At 69.9% G+C, this 24676-nt stretch carries 20 protein-coding genes, 1 tRNA gene and 1 pseudogene; 8 read left to right on the forward strand and 14 right to left on the reverse strand.

Annotated features, from left to right (window positions below; translation table 11 throughout):
- Positions 1-123: 123 nt before the first annotated feature.
- The 3 genes and pseudogenes from IPK81_20075 to IPK81_20085 form a co-directional block, all read right to left on the reverse strand.
- Complete coding sequence (locus tag IPK81_20075; protein ID QQS11817.1) at positions 124-1581, reverse strand: D-aminoacylase; 1458 nt, start codon at positions 1579-1581, stop codon at positions 124-126.
- Between the two features lie 45 nt (positions 1582-1626).
- Positions 1627-3129, reverse strand: a complete 1503-nt coding sequence (locus IPK81_20080) for a M81 family metallopeptidase (GenBank protein QQS11818.1) — start codon at positions 3127-3129, stop codon at positions 1627-1629.
- Between the two features lie 372 nt (positions 3130-3501).
- A pseudogene (locus tag IPK81_20085) lies at positions 3502-4409 on the reverse strand (N-formylglutamate amidohydrolase).
- A gap of 156 nt (positions 4410-4565) precedes the next feature.
- Here IPK81_20085 and IPK81_20090 point away from each other — a divergent pair.
- Positions 4566-4640, forward strand: a tRNA-Val gene (locus IPK81_20090).
- Between the two features lie 115 nt (positions 4641-4755).
- Complete coding sequence (locus IPK81_20095) at positions 4756-5523, forward strand: SDR family oxidoreductase (protein QQS11819.1); 768 nt, start codon at positions 4756-4758, stop codon at positions 5521-5523.
- Here IPK81_20095 and IPK81_20100 read toward each other — a convergent pair.
- Complete coding sequence (locus IPK81_20100; protein ID QQS11820.1) at positions 5496-6485, reverse strand: aminotransferase class IV; 990 nt, start codon at positions 6483-6485, stop codon at positions 5496-5498. The two genes, IPK81_20095 and IPK81_20100, sit on opposite strands and share 28 nt — an antisense overlap.
- A gap of 123 nt (positions 6486-6608) precedes the next feature.
- Here IPK81_20100 and IPK81_20105 point away from each other — a divergent pair, with 123 nt between their 5' ends.
- A complete protein-coding gene (locus IPK81_20105) occupies positions 6609-8099 on the forward strand; it encodes an NAD-dependent succinate-semialdehyde dehydrogenase (protein ID QQS11821.1) in 1491 nt (496 codons plus the stop codon).
- Between the two features lie 352 nt (positions 8100-8451).
- Here the strand turns inward: IPK81_20105 and IPK81_20110 are convergent, their stop codons facing one another.
- The gene (locus tag IPK81_20110; GenBank protein QQS11822.1) at positions 8452-9336 is read right to left on the reverse strand and encodes a TauD/TfdA family dioxygenase; all 885 of its coding nucleotides are present in this window, start codon (positions 9334-9336) and stop codon (positions 8452-8454) included.
- A gap of 108 nt (positions 9337-9444) precedes the next feature.
- On the opposite strand from IPK81_20110, the gene IPK81_20115 reads away from it, so the two are divergent.
- Both IPK81_20115 and IPK81_20120 read left to right on the forward strand, forming a co-directional pair.
- Positions 9445-10548, forward strand: a complete 1104-nt coding sequence (locus IPK81_20115) for a P1 family peptidase (GenBank protein ID QQS11823.1) — start codon at positions 9445-9447, stop codon at positions 10546-10548.
- 65 nt (positions 10549-10613) lie between these two features.
- A complete protein-coding gene (locus IPK81_20120; protein ID QQS11824.1) occupies positions 10614-11045 on the forward strand; it encodes a rhodanese-like domain-containing protein in 432 nt (143 codons plus the stop codon).
- A gap of 219 nt (positions 11046-11264) precedes the next feature.
- On the opposite strand, the gene IPK81_20125 is transcribed toward IPK81_20120, so the two are convergent.
- Positions 11265-12191: a TauD/TfdA family dioxygenase gene (locus IPK81_20125; protein ID QQS11825.1), complete on the reverse strand. Its 927-nt coding sequence runs from the start codon at positions 12189-12191 to the stop codon at positions 11265-11267.
- Positions 12192-12336: 145 nt separating this feature from the next.
- Here IPK81_20125 and IPK81_20130 point away from each other — a divergent pair, with 145 nt between their 5' ends.
- Genes IPK81_20130 through IPK81_20140 form a run of 3 tightly spaced genes read left to right on the forward strand, consistent with a single transcriptional unit; the run spans position 12337 to position 14497 of the window.
- Positions 12337-12804 carry a DUF3237 domain-containing protein gene (locus IPK81_20130; protein QQS11826.1) on the forward strand — a complete coding sequence of 156 codons (468 nt, stop codon included), beginning with the start codon at positions 12337-12339 and terminating at the stop codon, positions 12802-12804.
- A 21-nt stretch (positions 12805-12825) separates the two neighbouring features.
- Positions 12826-13614, forward strand: a complete 789-nt coding sequence (locus IPK81_20135; protein QQS11827.1) for an SDR family oxidoreductase — start codon at positions 12826-12828, stop codon at positions 13612-13614.
- Positions 13615-13630: 16 nt separating this feature from the next.
- Positions 13631-14497, forward strand: a complete 867-nt coding sequence (locus IPK81_20140; GenBank protein QQS15187.1) for a PhzF family phenazine biosynthesis protein — start codon at positions 13631-13633, stop codon at positions 14495-14497.
- A 17-nt stretch (positions 14498-14514) separates the two neighbouring features.
- Here IPK81_20140 and IPK81_20145 read toward each other — a convergent pair whose 3' ends face one another.
- The 8 genes from IPK81_20145 to IPK81_20180 all read right to left on the reverse strand — a co-directional run bounded on the left by IPK81_20145 (position 14515) and on the right by IPK81_20180 (position 24675).
- Positions 14515-15507, reverse strand: coding sequence for a tripartite tricarboxylate transporter substrate binding protein (locus IPK81_20145; protein QQS11828.1), 993 nt, complete (start codon positions 15505-15507; stop codon positions 14515-14517).
- 49 nt (positions 15508-15556) lie between these two features.
- Positions 15557-16747, reverse strand: coding sequence for a CoA transferase (locus tag IPK81_20150; GenBank protein ID QQS11829.1), 1191 nt, complete (start codon positions 16745-16747; stop codon positions 15557-15559).
- A gap of 5 nt (positions 16748-16752) precedes the next feature.
- Positions 16753-19044: a TRAP transporter permease gene (locus IPK81_20155; GenBank protein ID QQS11830.1), complete on the reverse strand. Its 2292-nt coding sequence runs from the start codon at positions 19042-19044 to the stop codon at positions 16753-16755.
- Between the two features lie 107 nt (positions 19045-19151).
- Positions 19152-20309 (reverse strand): TAXI family TRAP transporter solute-binding subunit, encoded by a 1158-nt coding sequence (locus IPK81_20160; GenBank protein ID QQS11831.1) that lies wholly within the window; start codon positions 20307-20309, stop codon positions 19152-19154.
- A gap of 122 nt (positions 20310-20431) precedes the next feature.
- Positions 20432-21568, reverse strand: a complete 1137-nt coding sequence (locus IPK81_20165) for a TAXI family TRAP transporter solute-binding subunit (protein ID QQS11832.1) — start codon at positions 21566-21568, stop codon at positions 20432-20434.
- 129 nt (positions 21569-21697) lie between these two features.
- Positions 21698-22093 carry a cupin domain-containing protein gene (locus IPK81_20170; protein ID QQS11833.1) on the reverse strand — a complete coding sequence of 132 codons (396 nt, stop codon included), beginning with the start codon at positions 22091-22093 and terminating at the stop codon, positions 21698-21700.
- A 15-nt stretch (positions 22094-22108) separates the two neighbouring features.
- Positions 22109-23065, reverse strand: a complete 957-nt coding sequence (locus tag IPK81_20175) for a hydroxymethylglutaryl-CoA lyase (protein ID QQS11834.1) — start codon at positions 23063-23065, stop codon at positions 22109-22111.
- Positions 23066-23169: 104 nt separating this feature from the next.
- Positions 23170-24675, reverse strand: coding sequence for a tripartite tricarboxylate transporter permease (locus IPK81_20180; GenBank protein QQS11835.1), 1506 nt, complete (start codon positions 24673-24675; stop codon positions 23170-23172).
- Between the last annotated feature and the right edge of the window lies 1 nt (position 24676).

A 24676-nucleotide genomic window follows, 5' to 3' on the forward strand; every position in this document is an offset into this window, starting at 1 on the left:
CGCCCGGCTTTTTGCCGGTATCATGCAATTGTGCCAGAGCGGCGGGCCGGAAACCACCACTAATCGCGGCGGCCGCGTCCTCGAGCGCTACATGGAGGGTCCGCGAGGAGTCGCTCGCGGGGTTCACGCCTCCGCGCGCATCTCCGAGAGCCTGAGCACCCGGCCCGCGCGGCCGCCGGTCGCCTTGCCGGCCTGCCACACGGCCACGCCGTTGCAGATCGTCAGGTCGATGCCGATCGACGGGGCGGTCGGATTCTCGAAGGTGGCGGCGTCGGCCACGGTGGAGGCGTCGAACACGCAGATGTCGGCGTAGTGGCCCTCGCGCAGCAGGCCGCGCTTCGACAGCCCGAAATTGCGCGCCGAGGTCGAGGTCATGCGCCGCACCGCGTCCTCCAGCGGGAATAGCTTCAGATCGCGGCTGTAGTGGCCGAGCACGCGCGGGAAGGTGCCCCACAGGCGGGGATGCGGATGCTTGTCGAGCGGCAGGCCGTCGGAGCCGACCATCGCCATGGGATGCGCCAGCGCCTGGCGCACGTCGTCCTCGCTCATCTGCCAGTAGATGGCGCCGGCCGGCTGGAGGCGGTCGGCCGCCTCGTACACCGAGCAGCCGAGCTCGGCGGCGACGTCCTTGAGGTCGCGGCCGTTGGCCGACGGCATCGCGTCCGACCACGTCACCATCACCTTCTCGGCGCGGTCGATCATCTCCTTGCGCAGGATGGTCGAGCCGGCGACGTAGGGATAGACGTCGAACGAGATCGGCCAGTCCTTGGCCGCCGCCTCGAATTTCGGCAGCGTCTCGCGCATGCGGCCGAAATTGGCCCGCGAGGCGCATTTGTGGTGCGAGACGACGACCGACGCGCCGGCGCGGCGGCCGATCTCGAAGGTCTCGTCCATCGACTTCAGGACGTCGACGCCCTCGTCGCGCATGTGCGCGGTGTAGACGGCCTTGTGGCGGCCCAACGGCGCTGCCACCTCCGCCACCTCGTCGGTCGTGGCGGCGGCGGCGGGCGGGTAGAACAGGCCGCTCGACATGCCGACGGCGCCGTCGACCAGCGCGGCGTCGAGCAGGTCGCGCATGCGCGCCGTCTCGGACGCCGTCGCGGCGCGGCCGAGATCGGCGCCCATCACGCTGTAGCGCAGCGTCGCGTGGCCGATCAGGAACGCGCCGTTGATGGCCGGGCGGGCCTCCTCGACCATGCCGGCGAAGGCGCCGAACGTCTCCGCCAGGAAGCGCTCCTCCTTCACGATCAGCGACAGGTTGTGCGGCACGGGCCGCGGGCCCAGGTAGGGCGCGGCGCTGAAGCCGCAATTGCCGCACACCACCGACGTGACGCCCTGGCTGGCCTTCATCGCCATGCCGGGATTCTCGATCAGCGCTGTGTCGTCGTGGGTGTGCACGTCGATGAAGCCCGGCGCCACGATCCTGCCGGCCGCGTCGATCTCGTTGTCGCCGCGCAGCGTGCCCGGCGCGCCAATGGCGGCGATCCGGTCGCCCTTGATCGCGACGTCGGCGGCGCGGCGCGGACCGCCGCCTCCGTCGACGAGGGTGCCGTTGCGCAGGATCAGATCGTACGTCGCCATCGCGGGACTCCGGACAAACGGAAGACGGGAAAGACGCGCGCCGCGTCAGGCGCTGTTGCGTCCGTACACCAGATCGGGCTCGAACGGATACATCGGCTTGCGCCGGTTGCGGTAGGTGAACAGCGACAGATCCGACGCGGTGCAGCCGTCGCCGTCGCACATCACGATGTGCCTGGCGATCGGCTCGAAGCCGGCGCGGAAATGCTGGCGCGACTTGATGATCACGTATTTCTTGCGGCGCGGGTCGATGCCGCAATGGGTGAACACGCCGAGGTCGAACGGCTCGCTGCGCTTTTCCGACACCACGATCTGCATCTTGCCGGTGTCGAGAACCGCCGTGCGTCCCATGTCGATCGTCGTGCCCGTCGCCATCGGGCCGGTGACCACGAAACGGCCGTCGGTCAGGCACTTCACCTTGCCGGTCACGCGCAGCGGCTTGCCCTTGAGGTCGAGCTGCGGCATGTCGACCTTGCCGCCGAGCTCGAGCGTGATCTCGGCGCCGATGCCGGCGGCGGCCATCTGCGCGACGCAGCCCGGATCCCAGATCGGTCCGGCGCAGACGTCCTCCAACCCCTGCTTCTGCGCCTCCTCGACCACGCTCATGACGTCCTGCGTGCCGCCCGAGGCGGTGTTGTCGCCATGGTCGGCGAGGATGATCGGCCCGCCCTCCAGCGCCTTGGCGCGGGCGACCTGCGTCGAGAGCTTCTCGCCCTGGAAGAGGAACGCCTCGCGCCGCTCCCATGCCGTGTCCAGCAAACGGTTCAGCAGGATCTCGCCCTCGGCCGTGCGCTTGTCGCAGACGATCACGGCGGAGCAGGAGAGGTGCGGGATGTCGGCCTGCGGGAAGCCGCCGAACACCGAGGCGTTGAGCACCGCGCCGGTGTCCTCGGCCTGGTTGGCCATGTCCATGATGTCCTTCATGGGCTGCCGCGACGGCGTGTGGACCAGCGAGCTGGTGAGGATCGGGCGGAAGCCCCAGACCATCCGCGGATCGACCTCGCCATCCAGCGCGCGGCGCAGCGTGCGGCCGGCGCGGCGCGCGGTCTCCGCCATGTCGATGTGCGGATAGGTGCGGTAGCCGGCGATGACCGTGGCGTTCTCGACCATGGCCGCCGTCATCTGGGCGTGGAAGTCGAGGCCCACCGCGACCGGCAGCGTCGGCGCGATGGCGCGGACGCGGCGCAGCAGCTCGCCCTCGCCATCGTCGAAATGCTCGGCGACCATGGCGCCGTGCAGCGCCAGGAACGCCGCGTCGCAGCCCTTGGCGATGGCGCCGGTGATGGCGGCGCACATCTCCTCGTAGGCCGCCTTGTCGACGAAGCCGGAGGGATGTGCGCTGGCGGCCATCGGCACCACGATCTCGGCGTCCATCTCACGGGCGATGTCGAGAAAGCCGCCGAGCTGGGTGTTGGTGCCCGCCGCCTCGGCGATGGCGCCGGGACCGCTCATCGCCCCATAGCGGCCGAACGAGGCCAAAGGGGTGGGCACCGGTGAGAAAGTGTTGGTCTCGTGCATCATCATGGCGACGACGATTTTGCGACGCGGCATTCTCGATCTCCCGGTTCGGCGCAAGTCCTTGATCCGGCGCGATGTTGCCCCGCCGCGCCGGTCGGGGCCAGCCGCCCGGTGCGGATCGGACGTCCGCGCGGCTTGCATGGCTCCACTTCCAAGATTTGCTGCGTTGCAAGAATGCAACACGTTCCGCATACTGAATTTCTGTTTATGTTTATGAAATCAAACCAAAAAATGACACTTGAAATCCCTTCGCAGGTGCACCATAATTTGAGGGTGACAAACGCCACTAGTTGGCCTCTGTGTTTGTCATATGCCCGTCTTGGGCGTTTCCTCCCTAAAACTCGGGCGGCGTCTCACGACGCCGCCTTTTCTTTTGTGGAATGCCCTCGCCGGCTTTCAGGAGGCCTATTCGGCCGCGCGCGGCGCCCGCTGCGTGAAGGCGGAGTGGCCCAAAGTGGCGTGGCAGACGTCCTCGACAAGCTCCGCGAGGTCGCGGGACAGCTTCTCGACGCCGGCGTGCGGCGTCATCGCCACCTCGTCCATGTAGAGCGCGCGGTTGATCTCGATCTGCAGGGCGTGGACCCCGCGCCCCGGCGCGCCGTAGTGCTGGGTGGTGTAGCCGCCGGCGTAGGGCTGGTTGCGGACCACGCGGTAGCCGCGCTGCCTCAGCCAGGCCTCTGCCATCTGGATCAGGACCCCGGCGCAGGCCGCGCCGTGGTTGTCCCCGAGCACGAAGTCTACCCGGCCGGCGGTCGCGGGCGCCCGCCGCCGGGCGAGCCGGAAGGCATGGAATGGCAATCCAGCAACACGCAATGGCCGAACCGCTCCTGCGTCTCCTCGATCAGGCGGACAAGGGCGGCGTGGTAGGGCCGGTAGTACCAGGCGATGCGGCGTTCCAGCTCGGCCACCGGCAGGCGGCGGCGGTAGATCGGCTGGCCGTCGAACGCAACCCGCGGCACGGTCCCCAGCCCCGCCGCGACGCGCGGCGAGCGCGTGTTGGCCTGGGCGGGCACCGGACCGTCGAACATCGTCGGATCGACCTCGTAGGGTTCCCGGTTGGGATCCACGAAGCTGCGCGGGAACAGTGCCTTGACCATCGGAACGCCCTGGCGGGCGGCGGTCGCGAACAGCGTGTCGACGAAGGCGTCCTCGGAGCGGCGCAGCGTGTCGAGCGGCAGGTGCGTCTGGCCGAGGAAATCCACGCTGTAGGCGGTGCCGCTATGGGGCGACGCCAGCACCGCCGGCAAGGTCTGCGCGATCGGATGGACGACCTCCATCGGCGGGGTCGGCGGCGCTGCGGCTGTGGGCTCCATCGATCCTGCTTAGACCGATTCCGAAACCGCGTCATCACCGGCTCGACGGCCCGAGGCATCGCCGCCCCCGCCTCCGGCGGGGGCCTCGGCTTGCCATTGAATCGCGGATCGGCTAATCACGCGCCGACATTCGGAGCGGCGCCGCGGCGCCGTTTCGGGCGCGTAGCTCAGCGGTAGAGCACTGTCTTGACATGGCAGGGGTCACAGGTTCAAACCCTGTCGCGCCCACCAATCGACGGCCCCCGGCACCACCGGGGGCCGTTCGCGTTTCGACGAGCGTTCCACCGCGCCCCGCCGTGCCCTAGTCTGCGTTCCTAGTGCAAATTGACGGGAACGGGGGACGGCGATGGCGGGCGGCGGGGCGATCTATCCGGATCTCGAGGGACGCGTCGTGCTGGTCACTGGCGGTGGCAGCGGCATCGGCGCGGCCATCGTGCGCGGCTTCGCGCGGCAGAGGGCCAAAATCGGCTTCATCGATATCGCCGAGGCGCCGTCCTCGGCGCTGGCCGGCGAGCTGTCGGCGGCCGGCGGCACCGTGCGCTACGTCAAGGCCGACCTCACCGACATCGCCGCGTTGCGCGCCGCCGTCGCCGAGCTCCGGGCCGCGCTCGGGCCGGTGTCGGTCCTGGTCAACAACGCCGCGCATGACGACCGCCACGCCACCGAGGACGTGACGCCGGAGTATTTCGACGGCCGCATCGCGGTGAACCTGAAGCACCAGTTCTTCGCCGCCCAGGCCGTGCTGCCTGACATGAAGGCGGCCGGCGGCGGCGCCATCGTCAACTTCTCGTCGATCTCCTGGATGACCGGGCAGGGCGGCATGGCCGTCTACACGGCGGCGAAATCCGCCGTTGTCGGCCTGACCCGCTCGCTGGCGCGCGACTACGGCAAGTTCAACATCCGCGCCAACGCCATCTCGCCGGGCTGGGTGCGCACCGAGCGCCAGCGGACGCTGTGGATCACGCCCGAGGCCGAGGCCCGCCAGATGGAGGCGCAGTGCCTCAAGCGCTGGCTGATGCCCGACGACCTCGCGAAATTCACCGTGTTCCTCGCCAGCGAGGAGGCGGCCGCCTGCACGGGACAGCTCTACGTCGTGGATGGCGGGCGGGTGTGACGCGGCGCGCCTAGCCGCGGTAGTCGATCGCGGTCGTCTCTCCGGGATCGCTGTGCCAAGGCCCAGTAGAGGTCGTGGATGCGGCTGGTGAGCGGCCCCGGCGCGCCGTTGCCCAGGATGCGCCCGTCGAGCCGCGTCACCGCCATGACGCCGCCCGCGGTGGACGCGAGGAAGATCTCGTCGGCGTCGCGGAACTCGGCGAGGCCCACCGCCCGTTCCTCCAGCGCGATGCCCTCGCGCCGGCATAGATCGATGACGGTGCGGCGGGTGATCCCTTCGAGCACGCCGGAATCCGGCGTCATCACCACGCCGTCACGGACCGCGAAGACGTTGAAGCCCGGTCCTTCGGTGATGGTTCCTTCGACGCTCGGCAGGATCACGGTGTCGGCGCCGGAATCGTAGGCCTCGAACAGGCCGCGCTCCATGTCGAGCCAGTGGTAGTTCTTGACGGTCGGGTCGACGGACGCGGCGGGGATGCGCGGGCGGCTGGCGACGACGGCCGACAGGCCGGCGCGCCGCTGCTCGGGGCTGGCGATCCAGACGAACGGCAGGGCGTAGGCGAGGAAGCGGTTGCGGCACTGCCGGATGTCGCGGACGCCGGCCGGCGGGCGGCCGCGCGTGCACACCATCGCGACGTAGGCTTCGCGCAGTCCCGTGCGGCGCACGCATTCCATCAGGACGGCGCGGATCGCGTCGCGGTCGTGCTCGATCGTCATCCGCAGCGTCGCCATCGAAGCGAGGAAGCGGTCGAGATGGCGCTCGAGCCGGAAGAAACGGCCGTCCCAGACGTGGACGACGTCGTAGGTGACGTCGGAGCGCGTGAAGCCGTAGTCCAGCACCGACACGGTGAGGCGTTCGACAGGCATGTATTCGCCATCGGCGAAACCGACACCGGTCGGGATCGGCGCCCGCGCGGGCGCTGCGGCTGAAGTCCCCTTGTCCGTGGCGATTTCTGGCATCATCGGCCTCCATCCGCTGCGATCCGCGGCACCATAGCGCGCTCCGGCCGATCCGCCGACGGTCTTGCGGCGGCGCTCTGCGCGCGCCACTGTCATCGGCGGATCGCGCCGATGACGGAGGAAACCATGCCCGACACCATCACGCCGGCAGGAGGCGGTCTGCGTTCCCGCCTGAAGGATCCGGCGCTGTTCCGCGAACAGGGCTACGTCGCGGGCGCGTGGGTCGACGCCGACGACGGCCGCACCCACGCCGTCACCAATCCCGCCACCGGCGCCGCGCTCGGCACGGTGCCGCGCATGGGCGCCGCCGAGACGCGCCGCGCCATCGCCGCCGCCGACGCCGCGATGAAGGGCTGGGCGGCGATGACCGGCAAGGAACGCGCCGTCATCCTGCGGCGCTGGAACGATCTGATGCTGGCCAATGTCGAGGACCTCGGCGTGATCATGACCAGCGAGCAGGGCAAGCCGCTGGCCGAGGCCAAGGGCGAGGTCGCCTACGCCGCGTCGTTCATCGAGTGGTTCGCCGAGCAGGCCAAGCGGGTCGACGGCGACGTGCTGCAGAGCCCGGCGCGCGACCGCCGCCTGCTGGTGCTGAAACAGCCCGTCGGCGTTTGCGCCGCGATCACGCCGTGGAACTTCCCGGCGGCGATGATCACCCGCAAGGCCGGCCCGGCGCTGGCCGCCGGCTGCGGCATGGTCGTGAAGCCCGCCAAGCTGACGCCATTCTCGGCGCTGGCGATGGCGGTGCTGGCGGAGCGCGCTGGCGTGCCCGCTGGTCTACTGTCGGTGGTGACCGGCGACGCCGGCGAGATCGGCGGCGAGATGACGTCGAACCCGACCGTGCGCAAACTGACCTTTACCGGCTCGACCGAGACCGGCAAGAAGCTGATGGTCGCCTGCGCCGGCACGGTGAAGAAGATCTCGCTCGAGCTGGGCGGCAACGCGCCGTTCGTCGTGTTCGACGACGCCGACCTCGACGCCGCCGTCGAGGGCGCGATCGCGTCGAAGTACCGTAACACCGGCCAGACCTGCGTCTGCGCCAACCGTTTCTTCGTGCAGGCCGGCGTTTACGACGCCTTCGCGGAGAAGCTCGCCGTGGCCGTGCGCAAGCTGAAGGTCGGCGACGGACTCGAGGCAGGCACCACGCAGGGGCCGCTGATCGACGAGGCCGCGGTCGCCAAGGTCGAGCAGCACGTCGCCGACGCCGTCGGCAAGGGCGCCAAGGTCGTGGTCGGCGGCCGCCGCCACGGCAACGGCGGCACGTTCTACGAGCCGACCCTGATGACCGGCGTCACCGAGTCGATGCTGGTGATGCGCGAGGAGACGTTCGGGCCGGTGGCGCCGCTGGTCAGATTTGAGACCGAGGCCGACGCTATCCGGCTGGCCAACGCCACGGAGTTCGGCCTCGCCGGCTATTTCTACAGCCGCGACATCGGCCGCGTCTGGCGCGTGGCCGAGGCGATGGAGACCGGCATGGTCGGCATCAACACCGGCATCATCTCCAACGAGGTCGGCCCGTTCGGCGGCGTCAAGGAATCCGGCCTCGGCCGCGAGGGCTCGAAGTACGGCATCGACGAATACCTGGAGACGAAATACCTCTGCATCGCCGGGATGTGAATTCACGCACCGTGGAGATGGCGTCTTCTCCCTCTCCGCCGCGTAGCGGGAGGGAAGGGGCCCATCGCGGAGCGATGGGAAGGGTGAGGTGGTCGTCGTATCGGACGCGGTCGCAACAGGATTGCCGCGTGCGTTGATTTCGAGCGCCTGTGGGTCGATGATATCCTCGGTGTCGAGCACGTCGGCGCGCCATTGGCGTCTCCGCCGATCGGACCACCACCTCACCGCCGCCGTATCGGCGCTTCGCCGATACGGCGTACCCACCGCTGCGCGGCGGGTCCCCTCCCTCTCTCCCGCAAGCGGCGGAGAGGGAAGCTAGCGATATGCGGACGCGCCAGCGGCCTTCGCGGCGTCACTCCGCCGCCTGCGGCCAGGCCATCGACACCATGTCGTTAGTGGTCGTGCGCCGCAGCTCGCGGCGCTCGGCGAGGTCGAAGCGCCGGCCGCGGTGGACGGTGGCGCGGTTGTCCCACATCACCATGTCGCCCGGCCGCCATTCATGGCGGTAGACGTTCTCGCGCCTGGTGGCGTGCTCCAGCAGGTCCGACACGAACAGCCGGCTCTCGGCCACAGACCAGCCGAGGATGCGCGTGATGTGCGCGCCGACGAACAGCACCTTGCGGCCGGAACCGGGATGCGTCTGCACCAGCGGCCAGCGCACCGGCGGCATCATCCGCTTCTGCTCCTCGGTGTAGGAATCGTCGCCCAGCATGATGCGGGAGTGCAGCGGCGAGTGCTCGGCGACCAGCCCCTCGATCTCGCGCTTCTCGCGCGCCGGCAGCGTGTCGTGGGCGGCGCGCAGGTCGGCGAACTCCGTCTCGCCGCCCCACGACGGCAGATGGACCGCCGCCAGCATCGAGTAGCAGGCCTTCGGCCGCATGAACGAGCTGTCGCTGTGCCAGAGCTGGTTGGCGAAGTTCGAGAGGTTCTTGCGGTCGTCGCGGGCCGTGATCCGTCCGGTGTGGTCGACGTTGGAGATGTCGATCAGCTCCTCCGAGATGAAGCGCTCGGGCCGCTTGAACACGCGCTTCAGTCCGATGTCGAGCTCGCCGAACGAGCGCGCGAAGGCGAGCTGCGCCTCCTCGGTCAGCGGCTGGCCGCGCCACACCAGAACGGCGTGGCCGTTCATGGCGTCGTCGATCGCCGCGATCTCGGCCGGCGTCGGCGCCTTGGTGATGTCGATGCCGGCGGCCTCGGCGGCGAAGCCGGGCATGATCGGCGTGAGCGTCAGGGCCATGGCCGTTCCTCCACGACGGCGCCTCGGCGGGCGCCTTGGCTGTAGTATGCGCGCATCGAGGCGCCGCGCTCAACCCGGCGCCGGCCGTTCTGGGAAGGGGGACGCACCATGGCGAAGCCACGCGGCCGCGATCTGGGTCTGCCGTTCCCCGGTACGCCGGGGCCGCACAACGCCATCACCGACGTGCCGGGGGTGCTGGTCGGTACGACCACCATCGTCGAGGGCGACGGTCCGCTGATCGTCGGTCGCGGCCCCGTTCGGACGGGCGTGACCGCGATCCTGCCGCGCGGCGCGTCGGAGGAGCCGATGCCCGTCTGGGCCGGCGTGCACGCCTTCAACGGCAACGGCGAGATGACGGGCACGCACTGGATCGGCGACGGCGGCTATTTCACCGGGCCCATGTGCATCACCAACACCCATAGCGTCGGCATCGTCCACCATGCCTGCGTCCGCTGGATGCTGCGGCGCCACGGCGCGCGGTTCCTCGACCATCACCTCTGGGCGATGCCCGTGGTGGCGGAGACCTACGACGGCGTGCTCAACGACATCAACGGGCTGCACGTCACCGAGGCGCACGCGCTGGCGGCGCTCGATGGCGCGCGCGGCGGCCCGGTGCCGGAGGGCAACGTGGGCGGCGGCACGGGCATGATCGCCTACGAGTTCAAGGGCGGCACCGGCACGGCGTCGCGGATCGTGTCGACTGGCGGCCTCACCGGCCATGTCGGCGCGCTGGTGCAGGCCAACCACGGAAGGCGCGAGGCGTTCACGGTGCTGGGCGTCCCCGTCGGCGCCCATCTGCGCGACGATCCGATGTTCCCGCGCGAGCGCGGTTCCATCATCGTCGTCATCGGCACCGATCTGCCGATGCTGCCGCACCAGCTGCGCCGGCTGGCGAAGCGGGCGGCCATCGGCATCGGCCGCGGCGGCACCTCGGGCGGCAACGGGTCCGGCGACATCTTCCTGGCCTTCAGCGTCGCCAATCCGATGCCGCTGCCGCAGTTCGGACCGCCGGTATGGACGATGACCGCGCTGGGCGACGAGGGATTCGATCCCGCCTACCAGGCCGCCGTCGAGGCGGTCGAGGAGGCCGTCGTCAACGCGATGCTGGCGGCGGAATCGACGCCGACGCTGAAGCCGCCGGGCCGCGTCGCGCGCGCTCTCGACCACGACGCGCTCATGGCGGTCATGCGCCGCCACGGCCGCGCCGCCTGAGCGCTATTCTTGCCCGCGGTCCGGCCGCGGTCCACATTGCCCGCACACACCGGGGGGAGGCCGCCGTGCCGCTTGAGATCAAGAAGAGCGTGAAACAGATGTTCGACGAGTCGATGGCCGAGATCGAGACGCTGAGCGTCGATCAGGCGCGCGCCGCGCATGGCGCCGCCGGCGTGACCTTCATCGACCTGCGCGATCCGCGCGAGATCTGGCGCGACGGCGGCGTGCCCGGCGCCATTAACGTCACCCGCGGCATGCTCGAGTTCTGGATCGATCCCGGCAGCCCGTACTACAAGGACTTCTTCGCCTCGGGGAACAAGTTCGTCTTCTTCTGCGCCGGCGGCGTGCGTTCGGCGCTGGCGGCCAAGACGGCGCAGGACATGGGCCTGACGCCGGTGGCCCATATCGAGGGCGGCTTCGGCGCCTGGAAGAAATCCGGAGCCCCGGTCGAGACCGTGGAACCGAAGCTGGCCGGCGGCGGACAGAAGAAGGGGTAGCGCCGGGCGGACGGACCCCGGCCATCCTGTCGACTACGCCCGCGCCACCGGCCGCCCCGCCCTGTCGGACGGGGCCCCGCTGTCATCCCGAGGGCGGCGGGATCCAAGCCCCGTCGCGGAACCCGTCGCTGCGCTCGGGATGACTGTGGCGGTGTGGCGACAGGATGCGCAGGGCCCGAACGCAGGACAGGTTGGGAGTGTCGCGCCTCCGCGGCGCGGTCACTCCGCCGCGATCGAGGCCGGGACGGCGATGCCCTCGCGCTCGCAGCTCGGGATCTCGTCGGAGACCGTCGCGCGGCGCACGTCGCGTTTCCACCGCAGGTCGTCGAACTCCGTGCCGCGGTGCATCGTGCAGCGGTTGTCCCAGAGGACGAGATCGTTGACCCGCCAGCGGTGGGTGTAGACGAATTGCCGCTGCGTGGCGTGCGCGGTCAGCTCCTCCAGCAGCGCCGTCGCCTCGTCGTCCGGCATGCCGTACACCTTGCCGACATGCGAGGCGATGTACAGGCTCCGGCGCTTCGAGCCGGCGTGCGTGCGCACCATCGCCTGCGGCACCGGCGGCAGGTTCTCGATCTCCTCCTTGCTGAAATTCGAGAACCCCAGCTTGGCGCGCGAGTACATGATGGCGTGCTCGGCGACGCGGCCGTCGAGCCGGCGTTTCATCTCCTCCGGCAGCGCGTCCCACGCCGCGCGCATGTCGGCGAACTCCGTGTGGCCGCCGACCGGGGCGATCGAATGGGCGTAGAGCAGCGAGGCGCGCGCCGGCACGCGCTTGAACGAGCTGTCGGTGTGCCACAGCCGGTTGCCGAGCTGGTATAGCCGCAGCCGGCTGGTCTCACCCCAGATGCCGCCGTTGTGGCTGAGGTTGGAGACGTCGGCGATCTGCTCGTGCAGGCGGATCGGCGCGTCCTTGCGCAGCTTGCCGATCGTCGTCTCCAGCGGCCCGAAGCGGCGCGCGAAGTCGAGGTGCTGATCCTGGTCGAGACGCTGGTCGGGGAAGACCAGCACGGAGTAGCGGTCGAACAGGTCGCTCAGCCGCTGGAAATCGTCGTCCGCGATCGGCTTGGACAGGTCGAGGTCGCCGATCTCGGCGGCGAACTCCGGGGTGACCGGATAGACGCAGAACGTCATGGCGGGTTCCTCCACGCGGCATCTCCGTGCCGTCCGACGCGGGGAATCTAGCACCATCGGCGCCACGCGGCGACGCCCGCCGGGCGTGCCGGCGTTGCGCGGGACGCGTGGCCCCGGGCGGCCGTCCGGCCTAGGATGCGCCGCCTTCCGGAGGAACGACATGAGCCAGCCCGAGATCAGGACGACCCGCCTCTTCACGATCCGCCTCGAGGTCGGCCAGATGACCGACCTCGGCAAGACGCCGCTGGGCCACCGCCGCATCGCCAACGTCGCCGGCGGCACGTTCGAGGGCGAGGAGCTGCGCGGGACCGTCCTGCCGGCGCCGGCCGGCGACTGGCTGCTTGTACGCGCCGACGGGGTGTGGACGCTGGACGTCCGGCTGACGCTGCGGACCGACGACGGGGCGCTCATCTACATGGCCTACCGCGGCATGCGGCACGGGCCGCAATGGGTGCTCGACCGCCTCGCCAAAGGCGAGAAGGTCGATCCGTCGGAGTACTACTTCCGCACGACGCCGTATTTCGAGACGTCGTCCGAGAAGTATTCATGGCTCAACCGCATCGTGAGCGTCGGCACCGGTCGCCGCGAGGCGACGGGGCCGATCTACGACGTGTTCCAGGTGCTGTGAGAAATCGGGGAGTGGCGGGAAATGGCCGATCGGTTGAAGGGCAAAGTCGCCGTCGTCACGGGCGCGGCGCCGCGCGGCGAGGGAGTCGGCAACGGCATGGCCACCGCCATCCTGTTCGCGCGCGAGGGCGCCAAGGTGGTGTTGGTCAACCGCAGCGCCGAGCGCGCCGAGGCGCTGGCGGAGCGGATCCGCAAGGACGGCGGCGCCGCCGCGGTGTTCGCCGGCGACATGGCGAAGCCCGACGACGCCGCGGCGATGGCGGAGTTCGCCGTCGCCACGTACGGCCGGCTCGACGTGCTGCACAACAATGTCGGCATCGGCGGCCCGGGTTCCGCCGAGACCGTCGATTTGACGGTGTGGAACCAGGTGCTCGAGGCCAATCTCACGACGGCGATGCTGTGCTGCAAGTACGCGCTGCCGCGCATGCTCGCCGGTGGTGGCGGCTCGATCATCAACGTCTCCTCGATCGCCGGCGCGCTCGGGCTGATGGGTAGTCCCGGTGCCATCGCCTACTCGACGGCGAAGGCGGGCCTGCACGGCCTGACGATGTCGGTGGCGGCCGACTACGCCACGCGCAACGTGCGCGCCAACGGCATCATCGTCGGCTCGGTGCACACGCCGATGGTCGCCCATCTCGGCGCCGAGGCGCGCGAGCGGCGCCGCCAGATGGTGCCGATGCAGGTCGAGGGCACGGCGTGGGACATCGCCCACGGCGCCGTCTACCTGGCCAGCGACGAGTCGCGCTGGGTCACGGGCGTCATGCTGCCGATCGACGGCGGGTTGGTCGGCCTGCGGCAATGGCCGCGGTGAGCCGCGCGTGAGGAGCCTGCGCATCTGGCAGGTCGACGCCTTCGCGCTGGCCGGCGCGAATGGACGGGCGCTGCCCTTCACGGGCAATCCGGCGGCGGTCGTGCCGCTGGAGTCGTGGCCGGCCGACGAGGTCCTGCGCGCGATCGCGCTGGAGAACAACCTGTCGGAGACCGCGTTCCTGCTGCCGCGCCGCGTCGACGGCATGATCCCGATCCGCTGGTTCACGCCCGCGGTGGAGGTCGCGCTGTGCGGCCACGCGACGCTCGCCAGCGCCCAGGTCGTGCTCGACGAGATCGAGCCCGGTGGCGCGCGGGTCGTGTTCGACAGCCTGTCGGGTCCGCTGCCGGTCGAACGCGGCGGGTTCGACGCCGGCGGCGCGTGGGCCGCCTCCACCGATGGCGCCTGGTTCCAGCTCGATTTCCCGGCGCTGCCCTGCGCGCCGGGAACGGCGGACGACGCGGCCCGGCTGGCGGCGACGCTGGGCGTCGCGGTGCTGGAGGCGCATGTCAGCGAACGACGCTGGATCGCCGTGCTGGCGGACGCCGGCGCGGTCGCGTCGCTACGGCCGGATTTCGCCGCCATCGCGCGGCTGGAGAAGCCGGCGCTTGTGGTGACGGCGCGGGCCGGCGCCGACGCCTACGGCGCCGATTTCGTGTCGCGTCATTTCGGCCCGAACGCCGGCGTGGCCGAGGACCCGGCGACCGGCTCCGCGCATTGCACGCTGGCCCCGTTCTGGGCCGCGCGGGTCGGACGGACGGCGCTCACCGGCCGCCAGCTATCGGCGCGCGGCGGCGAGCTGCACTGCGCCGTCGCCGGCGACCGCGTGCTGATCGCCGGCCGCGTGGCGCCGTATCTGCGCGGCGAGATCGTCGCGCCGGCCTGAGCGGCCGGAGCGGCGCGTCACTGCGGCGTGATGCCCAGCCCGCGGACGAGCTCCATCCAGACCGGGCCTTCCTCGTCGATCATCTTGCGCATGTACTTGTGGTCGCGCGCGGCGTCGTCGATGCCGAAGGTGTCGAGCATCTTCTGGATACGCTCGGTATTGCCGGCCTCGACGAAGAGGGCGGAGAGCTTCTCGACGATCTCCGCCGGCGTTCCGGTCTGGTAGAAGGCGCCGATCCAGCCCTGCACCTGGAAACCCTTGGCGGTGACGCCCTGCTCGAGGAACGTGCCGACGTCGGGGAGCTTCTTCATGCGCGTGCTGGTCGGCACCGCGATGGCGCGGCCGGAGCCGGACTGCAGCACGCCCGCGGCGGCGGCGTAGCTGCCGCTGCCGCCGTGGATCGCGCCGGACGCCACGTCCTGCCACATCGGCGCCTCGCCGCGGTAGTGGACGGCCTCCATCTTCAGGTCGAAGAACTTGTTGAGCTCGGCGACCGCGACGTGCGAGTACGAACCCGCGCCGTAGGTGCCCAGGCTGACCTTGTTCTTGCGCGCGAACTCGACGAACTCCTTGAGGTTCTTCGCCGGCACGTCCTTGTGCACGATCGTCGGCAGGTGGCCGGCGCTGAAGAAGGCCACCGGCACGAAATCCTTGTCGGGATCGTACGGCAGCTTCTTGAACAGCACCTTGTTCATGATCATCGTGGTCGAGATCGTGAACATCAGATTGTAGCCGTCGGGCGCCGCCTTCGCGAGCATCTCGGCGCCGATCGCGCCGCTGGCGCCGGTCTTGTTGTCGACGATGAACGACTGCCCCAGCTTCTGGGACGCGTACTCGCTGTACACCCGCGCCCACGTGTCGGTGAGGCCGCCGGCCGGGAACGTGACGGTCACCTTGACCGGCTTGTTCGGCCAGGCCTGAGCGTTCGCGCCCGTGGACAAGGCGCCGGGAACCAGCGCGCCGAGCGCGCCGCCGACCAGTGGACGTCGTCCGAAACCCTTCGAAGCCATCGTCACCTCCCGTTAGCGTTTCCGTTTCTTGTGTCACGCGGCCGCGTGGTCAGACCACGCGGTCGGCGCGCAGCTTCGCGATCTGCGCCTCGTCGTATCCCAGCCGCGCCAGGATCTCGTCGGTGTGCTCGCCCAGCGTCGGCGGACGCCGGCTGATCTCCATCGGCGTGCGCGACAGCCGCACCGGCTGGTCGAGCACCGGGTACGGCTTGTCGAGGCCGGGATAGTCGATCTCGCGGAAGAACCCGGCCTCCTTGACGTGGCGGTCGTCGAGCGCCTCCTGCGGCGTGTAGATCGGACCGGCCGGCACGCGGGCGGCGGCGCAGGCTTTGAGCACCTCGTCCCGGGTCCGCGTGGCGCACCATTCCTGCATGATGGCGCTGAGCGCCTCGCCGTTGTCGCCGCGCGCCAGGTCGTCCTTGAAGCGTGGATCGGCGATCAGGTCCTCGCGGCCCACCGTCTTGCACCAGCGCACGAACAGCGGCTGGCCGATCGCCATCACGTAGGCCCAGCCGTCCTTGCAGCGGAACGAGTCGCCGGGTCCGGCGGTGAAGGCTCGGTTGCCGACCCGCGTGCGGTCGAGTCCGAGCATCGCCTGCTCGATCAGCAGCGTGTTCGAGACGTTCAGCGCGCTGCGCAGCAGCGCCGTCTCGACCATCTGGCCCTTGCCGCTCCTGTCGCGCTCGCGCAACGCCGCGAACACGCCCACGACGCTGAGGATCGCCGACGTGAAGTCGACGTATGGCGCCGCCATGCGCACCGGGTTCTCGCCGTGGCCGCTGAGATGGGCGGCGCCGGACATCACCTGGCCGATGGTGTCGAAGCCGACCCGGTCGGCGTAGGGGCCTGTCGATCCGAAGGTCGAGTTGGTGACCACGATGATGCGCGGATTGATCGCCGACAGGGTGTCGTAGTCGAGGCCCATCTCCCTGAGCGTCTCGAACGGCAGGTTGGCGATCACGACGTCGGCGGCGCGCACCAGCTTCGCCACGATCTCGCGGCCGGCGGGCTTGGTCGGGTTGAGCGTCATCCCGAGCTTGCTGCGGTTCATCTGGAGGAAGGTCGTGCCCTCGCGCTCGCGGGCGGCGTCGACCGGCGAGACCCAGCGGTCCTCGCTGCCGTCGAGCTTCTCCAGACGGATCACCTCGGCGCCGAAATCTCCCAGCATGGCGCCGCAGAACGGCCCCGCGATGTAGCGGCCGAAGTCGAGGACCCTAACGCCGTCGAGAATACCGGACATCGAAATCAGTTCCCTCTGTTGAGCGCCGCGCGGCTGGCGCCCGCCATCGCGTGCGCGCCCTCGGGTAGCACGCCCCGCCGCACGGCGAACAGGGCCACCGCGAGCACGGGCACGAGTATCCCGAGACCGAGCAGCTCCATCTCCGTGTTGCTGAGCGGCATGATGCCGCCGCCCGGCGTCGCCAGCACCAGGCCGCCGACGCCGAGCAGGACGCGCAGCGGCCATTCGAGGCCGCCCGCCCGCCGCAGGTCGCCGATCCCCGCCTGGTAGCCCTGGATGCCGCCGCAGATGAACAGCGTGCCGATCGCCACGGTCACCGTGAGGTAGAGGGCCTCGAGGTAGGGCACGGCGCCACCGGCGGTCTCCGGCTGGAGGACGAACGCGGGATTCAGCACGAAGAAGAACGGGATGAAGTAGATGATGCTGCCCACCCACATCGACTCCCAGCCGGTCTTCATCGCCGGCGCGCCGGCGATGCCGGCGGCGGCGAACGAGGCGATGGCGACAGGTGGTGTGATCGACGACAGCATGCCCCAGTAGAAGATGAACATGTGCACCGCCATCTTGTTGAGGCCGAGCTTTTCCAGCGCCGGCGCCACCAGGATGGCGAGGAAGATGTAGCAGGCGGTCGTGGTGAGGCCCAGGCCGAGCATCAGGCTGGTGATGGCGCACATCGCCAGCAGCAGCAGCGGGCTGTTGCCCGCCAGCGCCAGCAGATCGTTCGCCAGGCTCGAGACCACGCCGGTCATCGAGAAGGCGCCGATCAGCAGGCCGCAACCGGCGAGGATGCCGATCAGTTCGACGAAGGTCCGGCCGTTGACCTCGAGGAAGTTGGCGTACTTCGCCAGCCCCCAGCGCTTGGCGCCGAACGCCTCGTTGAGCGCCACCAGCAGGACGACGCCGCCGAGCGCGGGCAGCAGGATGGCGTTGGTCCACGCGTCGAAGCCGGCCGAGCCCGGCGTCGCCATGACCTTGGCGTAGTTCTCGCCGGACAGCACGATCGCCACCGTGGCGGCGAGCGCCACGAGGCAGTTGACGGTGTTGGCCCGCGACCACGCGCCGGGTTGCGCCCACTGGTTCAGCACCAGCAGCAGCGCCGTGGCGTAGAACGGCGCGTGGCTCTCGCGCTTGAAGTGGAGCAGCATCACGATCAGCAGGACGATGACGAAGGCGTAGTACCAGCCCTCCTTGATCGTCTGCCAGACGCTCGGCAGCTCGACGCGCTTCAGGCCGGCCAGACCGTGCCGCGCGGCGTAGGAATCCACCTGCATGAACAGGCCGACGTAGTACAGCGTCGCCGGAATCACGGCGGCGAGCGCCACCTCGGCGTAGGTGACGCCCATGAACTGCGCCATGACGAACGCGGTCGCGCCCATCACCGGCGGCGCCAGCACCGCGCCGGTCGAGGCGCAGGCCTCGATGGCGCCGGCGTAGGAGGCGCGGAACCCGGTCTTCTTCATCACCGGGATGGTCATCGTGCCGGCGGTCAGCACGTTCGACACGATGCTGCCCGACATCATGCCGAGCAGGCCGGAGGCGAAGATGCACACCTTGGCGGCGCCGCCGCGGAACGTGCCGCACAGCGCGAAGGCGAGGTTGATGAAGAACTTGCCGGCGCCGGTCATCATCAGCGCCGTGCCGAAGATCAGGAAGCCGATCACCGTGTCGGCGAAGGCCTGGATCGGGATGCCGAGCAGGCTCTCGGTCGACAGCACGTGGTAGGCGCTGGCCTCCGCCGGCGTCGACTGGTTGCCCTTGAGCGGCCCGAGCCAGCCGGCGCCTGCGAACAGCGGATAGAAGGTGAACGGCGCGACGCTGAGCATCAGGCTCCAGCCACCGGTGCGGCGCAGCGCCTCGAGCAGGGCCGCCCACATGACGTAGCCGGCCCAGACCACGGCGTCGGGCGCGCCGCCGAACTCCCAGCCGAGCTCGGCGGCGCGGCGGATGTGGACCATCAGGTAGACGGCCGTCGCGCCCGTCGCGACGAACAGCGCGACGTCGTACCAGGGGATGCGGTCGAGCGGCGCGTCCGCCGCGCCGGGGAACACGAGGAACGTGAAGGGCAGCATGCACAGGATCAGGAGGTAGAAGTACTCCGTGTTCAGCGGCGTGAAGCCGACGAAGAAACGCAGCCCGAACTGCTGGTTGACGCACAACAGGATGGTGACGCCGGTCAGCGCGATCAGCGCCCACCGCCACGGCCCGTCCAGCCGCCGCAGCCGCGTCGTCTCGGCCTCGGCAGGCCCGGCGTGGACATGCGGGTCGTCGAACTCGACCTTCTTCGGCGCGTCGGTCATGCGTCGTTTCCCCTCGCCGGCCGCGGGTTCAGTCCCCGCCGGTCGTCATCGGCCGTCATTGGTACTTGATCGACGCGGCTTCCGTCGAGCGCCGAGGCGGCCCCACGTCAGTCGAACAGCGGGTCGAGCCCGGCCTTCGACAGAGCGTCCTTGCGGGCCGCCATCCAACCCTTGCGGAAGGCCTCGCGCTCCTCCGGCGGGTTGGTCTTCAGATAGGCCTCCCACGCCGTCGCCAGCGTGTCCTGTCGCTTCAACAGCGCCTGGTTGTGGCGGTCGTGCTCCGGCTTCCAGACGCCGGCCTCCTTGAGCGCGCGCACGGCGCCGGCGTGGTAGGGCAGCACCCAGGCCAGGTTCTGGGTCGAGAGCGCGAGTCCGGCGGCGCCCGGCGCGCCGTCCTTGTAGAGGTCGTAGTGGACGATCATCGCCTTGGTCAGCCCGTGGACGACGTCCTCGGGCTGCGACGCGTACGCGGTGAAGATCGGATAGGGGTACGTGGCGCTCTCGATCGGGGTCTGCTTCGACAGCCCGGCGGCGCCGCAGGTCGCCATGTGCGGCGCGAAATAGCTGCCGACCTTGAGCATCCGGGCCCAGCCTTCCTTGTCTGCGTGCGGCGTCGGCAGCCACAGCAGGCCGCGCGGCGAGGTCTCGACCTCCTTCGCCTGGCCCGAGATGGTCGACGCCCAGGCGGCGTCGACCTCGTTGTTGACCATGCCCTTCCACATCGCGCCGAAGCTGGAGAACTCGACCAGCTTGACGTCGGAGACCTTGAGGCCGCCGAACGCCAGCGCCGCCACGGCGTTGAGATTGAGCGCCGGCGAGCCGACCACCCAGCCGAGGCGTTTGCCCTTGAGGTCCTTGAGCGCCGTCACGCCGGAATCCTTGGTGGCGCCGAGCGCGGCGCCGTTGCAGTCGGTCGACGACAACATCAGCTGGAGGCGCTGCGGCCCCCAGTCCTTGACGGCGAACTCGTACACCGCCTCCTGCGCGTAGTAGACCCCGATGCCCATGGCCGAGACCTGGGCCCGCCCGCCGCGCAGCGGCGCCAGCCGCGCCACGTCGTTGCCGGCGGGAAGCACGCGCAGGTCGACGCCATGCTTGTCCTTGAGCGCCTTGCCCACGGCGACCGCGATGTTGAAGCCGGAGGACCCGGTGTCGTAGGCCGTCGCCGTGATCGACGGCGGCAGCTTGGCGTCCTGCGCCGCCGAGGCGAACGCCATGCCGAGCGCGAGCGCGAACGCTCCGCCCGGCGCGATCCATGCGCGCATATCGTCGTCCTCCCTGTTGTAGCCCACGCGACGGCGGGTTGGTTCCCGCGCTGCCGCCACACCCCGGCGGGATGGATCTGCTTCCGCCCGCCGGTCACGCCCGCTCGACGCCTACTCGAAGATCACGTCCATGCCGGCCTTGCCCAGCGCCGCCGCGCGGCCTTCATCCAGCCCTCGGCGAACGCCTTGTCGTCCGCCGGCGCGCCGGCCGAATAGGCCTTCCACGCGTCGATCATCACCTTCTGCCGCGCGACGAGCGCGTCGTTGTGCTTCTGGGCCGCGTCGTTCCACGCGCCCTTCTCCTTGAAGGCGCGGATGGCGCCGGCGTGGTAGGGCACGACCCAGGTGAAGTTCTGCTTGTCGAGCGCCATGCCGTCGGCGCCGGGGGCGCCGTCCTTGTAGCCGGCGAACGTGTCGATCATCGCCTTGGTGATCGCGTAGACTTGGTCGTCCGTGCGGTCGGCGTAGGTCATGAAGATCGGATAGGCGTAGCCCGCCATGACCACCGGCGTCTTGTCGACGCCGCCCGAGCCGCAGGTCGCCTTGACCGGCACGAAGTACGGCGCCTTCTTGTGCACGCGGGCCCAGCCCTCCTTGTTCTCGGCGGGCATCGGCGGCCAGATGATGCCGCGCGGCGACGAATCGGCCTCCTTCGACTGTCCGGAGATGGTCGAGCTGATGACGGCGTCGACCTCGTTGTTCAGCACGCCCTTCCACATGGCGTTGTTGGACGAGAACTCGACCACCTTCATGTCGGCCGGCGTCAGGCCGGCGAAGGCGATGATGCCGAACGCGCCCTGGGTCAGCGCCGGCGAGCCGACGACCACGCCGAGCCGCTTGCCCTTGAGGTCCGACAGCTCCTTGACGCCGGTGTCGCGCGCGACCGCCAGGCCGAGGCCGTTGCATGACGTCGCCATCATGATCAGCCGGGCCGGCTGCGGTCCCCACGTGCGGGCGCCGAATTCGAGCACGCCCTCCTGCGCGAAATAGGTGCCGACGCCCATCTGCGAGATGACGGCGCGGCCCGCCTTCACCGGCGCCAGACGGCCGGTGTCGTTGCCCGACGGCAGCAGCCGGACGTCGACGCCGAGCTTCTGCTTGAACTGCTGGCCGATCGCCACCGCGATGTTGAAGCCCGAGGACCCCGTGTCGTAGCCGGTCCAGGACATCTCCTTGGGGAGCGTCTGGGCCGTGGCCGCCGACGCGGCGAAAATCCCAAAAGCCACCGAGGCGAAAGCAGCCCCTACGCGCGTGATCATGATGTCGTTGTCCTTCCCGTGGAACGCGGACGTTCGCCGTCCGTCGAAATGCGTCGTATCGACGCGGTCATGTTAACGACGCCGCGCGCCGAGTCCAGCGGCGCCGGCCGTCAGTCGGTGACGGGGGCGTCACGCCGGCGGCGCGGCGTCGAAGAACGTGTTGGGCCGCAGGAAGAACGCCAGCATCAGCGCGCCGCCCGGCGAGCGCGCGACATGGCGGCTGCCGCGCGGCCGCCACACGAACTGGCCGGCCCGCGCGACGCCCTCGTGGTCCTCGAAGGCGCCCTCCAGCACGTAGGTCTGCTCGATCTCGACGTGCTCGTGCAGCGGCAGCTCGGCGCCCGGCGCCCAACGCATCAGCGTGGTCAGCAGGCCACGCTCCTTGTCCTCGAACAGAATCTTCCACTCCACGCCAGGGAACCGGGTCGCCACCCACGGCAGCGACGGCACGTCGACGTAGCGCGACGCCAGTTCCGGCGTGGTGGTCGGCGCCGACGGGGGCGCGACGGGGTACGAATCGGGCATGGGTCGCGCTCCCTTTCAGGCGGCGGCGCGCCGGCGGGCGCCGGTCAGGGTGCCGCCGCGCATGAGGTGGCCGGGCAGGGGGCGGCGCACGACCGTCTCGGCGAGGCGTCCGCATTCGACCAGCGCCTCGAGATCGAGCCCGGTCTCGACGCCCATCTCCGCGCACATGAACGCGAGGTCCTCGGTGCAGATGTTGCCGGCCGCGCCCTCGGTCGCGGCGAACGGGCAGCCGCCCAGCCCGCCGATCGAGGCGTCGAACTTCGTGACGCCCATGCGCAGCCCGGCGTAGGCGCTGGCCATGCCGATGCCGCGGGTGTCGTGCAGATGCAGCGAGATCTCGAGATCGGGCCAGCGCTCGCGGATCGCGCCGATGGCGCCCTCGACGCGCGCCGGCGTCGCCCAGCCCATCGCGTCGGTCAGCTTCACGCCGACCAGGCGCAGGCCCAGCAGCTCCGCCTCGTCCATCAGCTGGCCGACGCGCGCCACGATCTTCGCCGGCGGGATGTCGCCCTCGTAGTTGCAGCCGAAGGCGCCCAGCACGATGCCCCAGTCGACCGGCACGTCGTTGGCCTTGAACAGCGGCATCCACGCCCGCTGCTCGACCAGCGCGTCGTCGACCGACTTGCCGACGTTCTTGCGCGAGAAGGTGTCGGACGCGGTGATGCGCAGCGATCCATGGACGTCGAGCGGGCCGCGCAGCGCGCGCTCGAGGCCCTGGAGATTGAGGAACAGCGCGCTGTAGCCGACACCGGGCTTGCGCCGGATCGCGGCCGCGACGTCCTCGGCGTCGGCCATCTGCGGCACCCGTTTCGGATTGACGTAGGAGACGCAGGCGATGCGCTCCAGCCCGGTCTCGGCCAGCGCCTCGATCAGCCTGACCTTGTCGGCCAGCGGAATGCCGGCGGGCTCCGACTGGATGCCCTCGCGCGGGCCTTCCTCGTCGATGGACACGCGTTTCGGCAGGTCGGACATGGCGGTCTCCGGGCTGGGGCCGTCAGCATATCGCCTGCGTCCGCCAGCAGAAAGGGGAAGCGTCGCCGCTTCCCCTCGTGTCTCGCCGCCGCCGTCGCGGGCGATCAGCCGTCGTCCTGGAACGCTTCTTCGCGCTTCTTCCGGAAATTCGGCAGCACCATGATGATGAGCAGGACGGAGGTCACGGCCAGCAGACCGGCGCTGATCGGCCGGGTCACGAACACCGTCGCGTCGCCGCGCGACAGCAACATGGCGCGCCGGAAGTACTCCTCCATCTGCGGTCCCAGCACGAGGCCGAGCAGGAACGGCGCGCCCTCGCCGCCGAGCTTGAGGAAGATGTAGCCGATCACGCCGAACAGCCCGACCATCATCACGTGGAAGGTCGAGTTCTGCAGGCTGTAGGCGCCGATGCAGCAGAACAGCAGGATCGACGGATAGAGGAACCGGTAGGGCACCGTCAGCAGGCGCACCCAGATGCCGATGAGGGGCAGGTTGATGATGACCAGCATGGCGTTGCCGACCCACATCGAGGCGATCATGCCCCAGAACAGGTCCGGCTTCTTGGTCATCACCTCGGGACCCGGCTGGATGCCCTGGATGATCATGGCGCCGACCATCAGCGCCATGACGGCGTTGGACGGGATGCCGAGCGTCAGCATCGGGATGAACGACGTCTGGGCCGCCGCGTTGTTGGCCGCTTCCGGCGCCGCCACTCCGGCGACCGCGCCCTTGCCGAACTCCTCCGGGTGTTTCGAGAGCTTTTTCTCGAGGGTGTAGGCCGAGAACGCGCCCAGGGTCGGACCGCCGCCCGGCAGCACGCCCAGCAGCGATCCGAGCGTGGTGCCGCGCAGGACCGCGGGGATCGCCTGCCGGATCTCGTCGCGCGTCGGCCACAGGCTGTCGATGCGCATCGCCCCGACCGTGCGGTTGATGCGCTTCTCGAGGTTGGCGATGATCTCGGCGATGCCGAACAGGCCCATCGCGATCGGCGCGAAGTCGATGCCGTCGCTGAGCTCGGGGATGTTGAACGTGAAGCGCTGCGCGCCGGTGTTCACGTCCGTGCCGATCAGGCCGACCAGCAGGCCGAGGAACACCATCGAGATCGCCTTGATCACCGAGCCGCTGGCGAGGACCACGGCGGCGACGAGGCCGAGCGCCATCAGCGAGCAGTATTCGGCCGGCCCGAATTTCTGCGCCATCGCCGTCAGCGCCGGCGCGAACAGCACGATCAAGATCGTGCCGACCGTGCCGGCGAAGAACGAGCCGACCGCCGAGATCGACAGCGCCGCGCCGGCGCGGCCCTTCTGCGCCATCTTGTAGCCGTCGAGCGCCGTCACGACGGACGAGGCCTCGCCCGGCAGGTTGACGAGGATGGCGGTGGTCGAGCCGCCGTACTGCGCGCCGTAGTAGATGCCGGCCAGCATGATCAGCGCCGAGGTCGGCGGTAGATGGAACGTCAGCGGCAGCAGCATCGCGATCGTCGCCACCGGCCCGATGCCCGGCAGCACGCCGATCAGCGTGCCGACGACGCAGCCGATCAGGCAGTACAGCAGGTTCTGGAACGTGAGCGCGATGCTGAAGCCGAGGACGAGGTTGTCGAGGACTTCCATC

This window comes from Rhodospirillales bacterium, from assembly GCA_016699855.1.
Lineage (GTDB): Bacteria > Pseudomonadota > Alphaproteobacteria > Reyranellales > Reyranellaceae.

Bases quoted from the DNA above. Each gene is read 5' to 3' on its own strand.
- IPK81_20075 (QQS11817.1), bottom strand. From the start codon at position 1,581: ATGGCGACGTACGATCTGATCCTGCGCAACGGCACCCTCGTCGACGGA.
- IPK81_20080 (QQS11818.1), bottom strand. From the start codon at position 3,129: ATGCCGCGTCGCAAAATCGTCGTCGCCATGATGATGCACGAGACCAAC.
- IPK81_20095 (QQS11819.1), top strand. From the start codon at position 4,756: ATGGCGGGCGGCGGGGCGATCTATCCGGATCTCGAGGGACGCGTCGTG.
- IPK81_20100 (QQS11820.1), bottom strand. From the start codon at position 6,485: ATGATGCCAGAAATCGCCACGGACAAGGGGACTTCAGCCGCAGCGCCC.
- IPK81_20105 (QQS11821.1), top strand. From the start codon at position 6,609: ATGCCCGACACCATCACGCCGGCAGGAGGCGGTCTGCGTTCCCGCCTG.
- IPK81_20110 (QQS11822.1), bottom strand. From the start codon at position 9,336: ATGGCCCTGACGCTCACGCCGATCATGCCCGGCTTCGCCGCCGAGGCC.
- IPK81_20115 (QQS11823.1), top strand. From the start codon at position 9,445: ATGGCGAAGCCACGCGGCCGCGATCTGGGTCTGCCGTTCCCCGGTACG.
- IPK81_20130 (QQS11826.1), top strand. From the start codon at position 12,337: ATGAGCCAGCCCGAGATCAGGACGACCCGCCTCTTCACGATCCGCCTC.
- IPK81_20135 (QQS11827.1), top strand. From the start codon at position 12,826: ATGGCCGATCGGTTGAAGGGCAAAGTCGCCGTCGTCACGGGCGCGGCG.
- IPK81_20145 (QQS11828.1), bottom strand. From the start codon at position 15,507: ATGGCTTCGAAGGGTTTCGGACGACGTCCACTGGTCGGCGGCGCGCTC.
- IPK81_20150 (QQS11829.1), bottom strand. From the start codon at position 16,747: ATGTCCGGTATTCTCGACGGCGTTAGGGTCCTCGACTTCGGCCGCTAC.
- IPK81_20155 (QQS11830.1), bottom strand. From the start codon at position 19,044: ATGACCGACGCGCCGAAGAAGGTCGAGTTCGACGACCCGCATGTCCAC.
- IPK81_20160 (QQS11831.1), bottom strand. From the start codon at position 20,309: ATGCGCGCATGGATCGCGCCGGGCGGAGCGTTCGCGCTCGCGCTCGGC.
- IPK81_20165 (QQS11832.1), bottom strand. From the start codon at position 21,568: ATGATCACGCGCGTAGGGGCTGCTTTCGCCTCGGTGGCTTTTGGGATT.
- IPK81_20170 (QQS11833.1), bottom strand. From the start codon at position 22,093: ATGCCCGATTCGTACCCCGTCGCGCCCCCGTCGGCGCCGACCACCACG.
- IPK81_20175 (QQS11834.1), bottom strand. From the start codon at position 23,065: ATGTCCGACCTGCCGAAACGCGTGTCCATCGACGAGGAAGGCCCGCGC.
- IPK81_20180 (QQS11835.1), bottom strand. From the start codon at position 24,675: ATGGAAGTCCTCGACAACCTCGTCCTCGGCTTCAGCATCGCGCTCACG.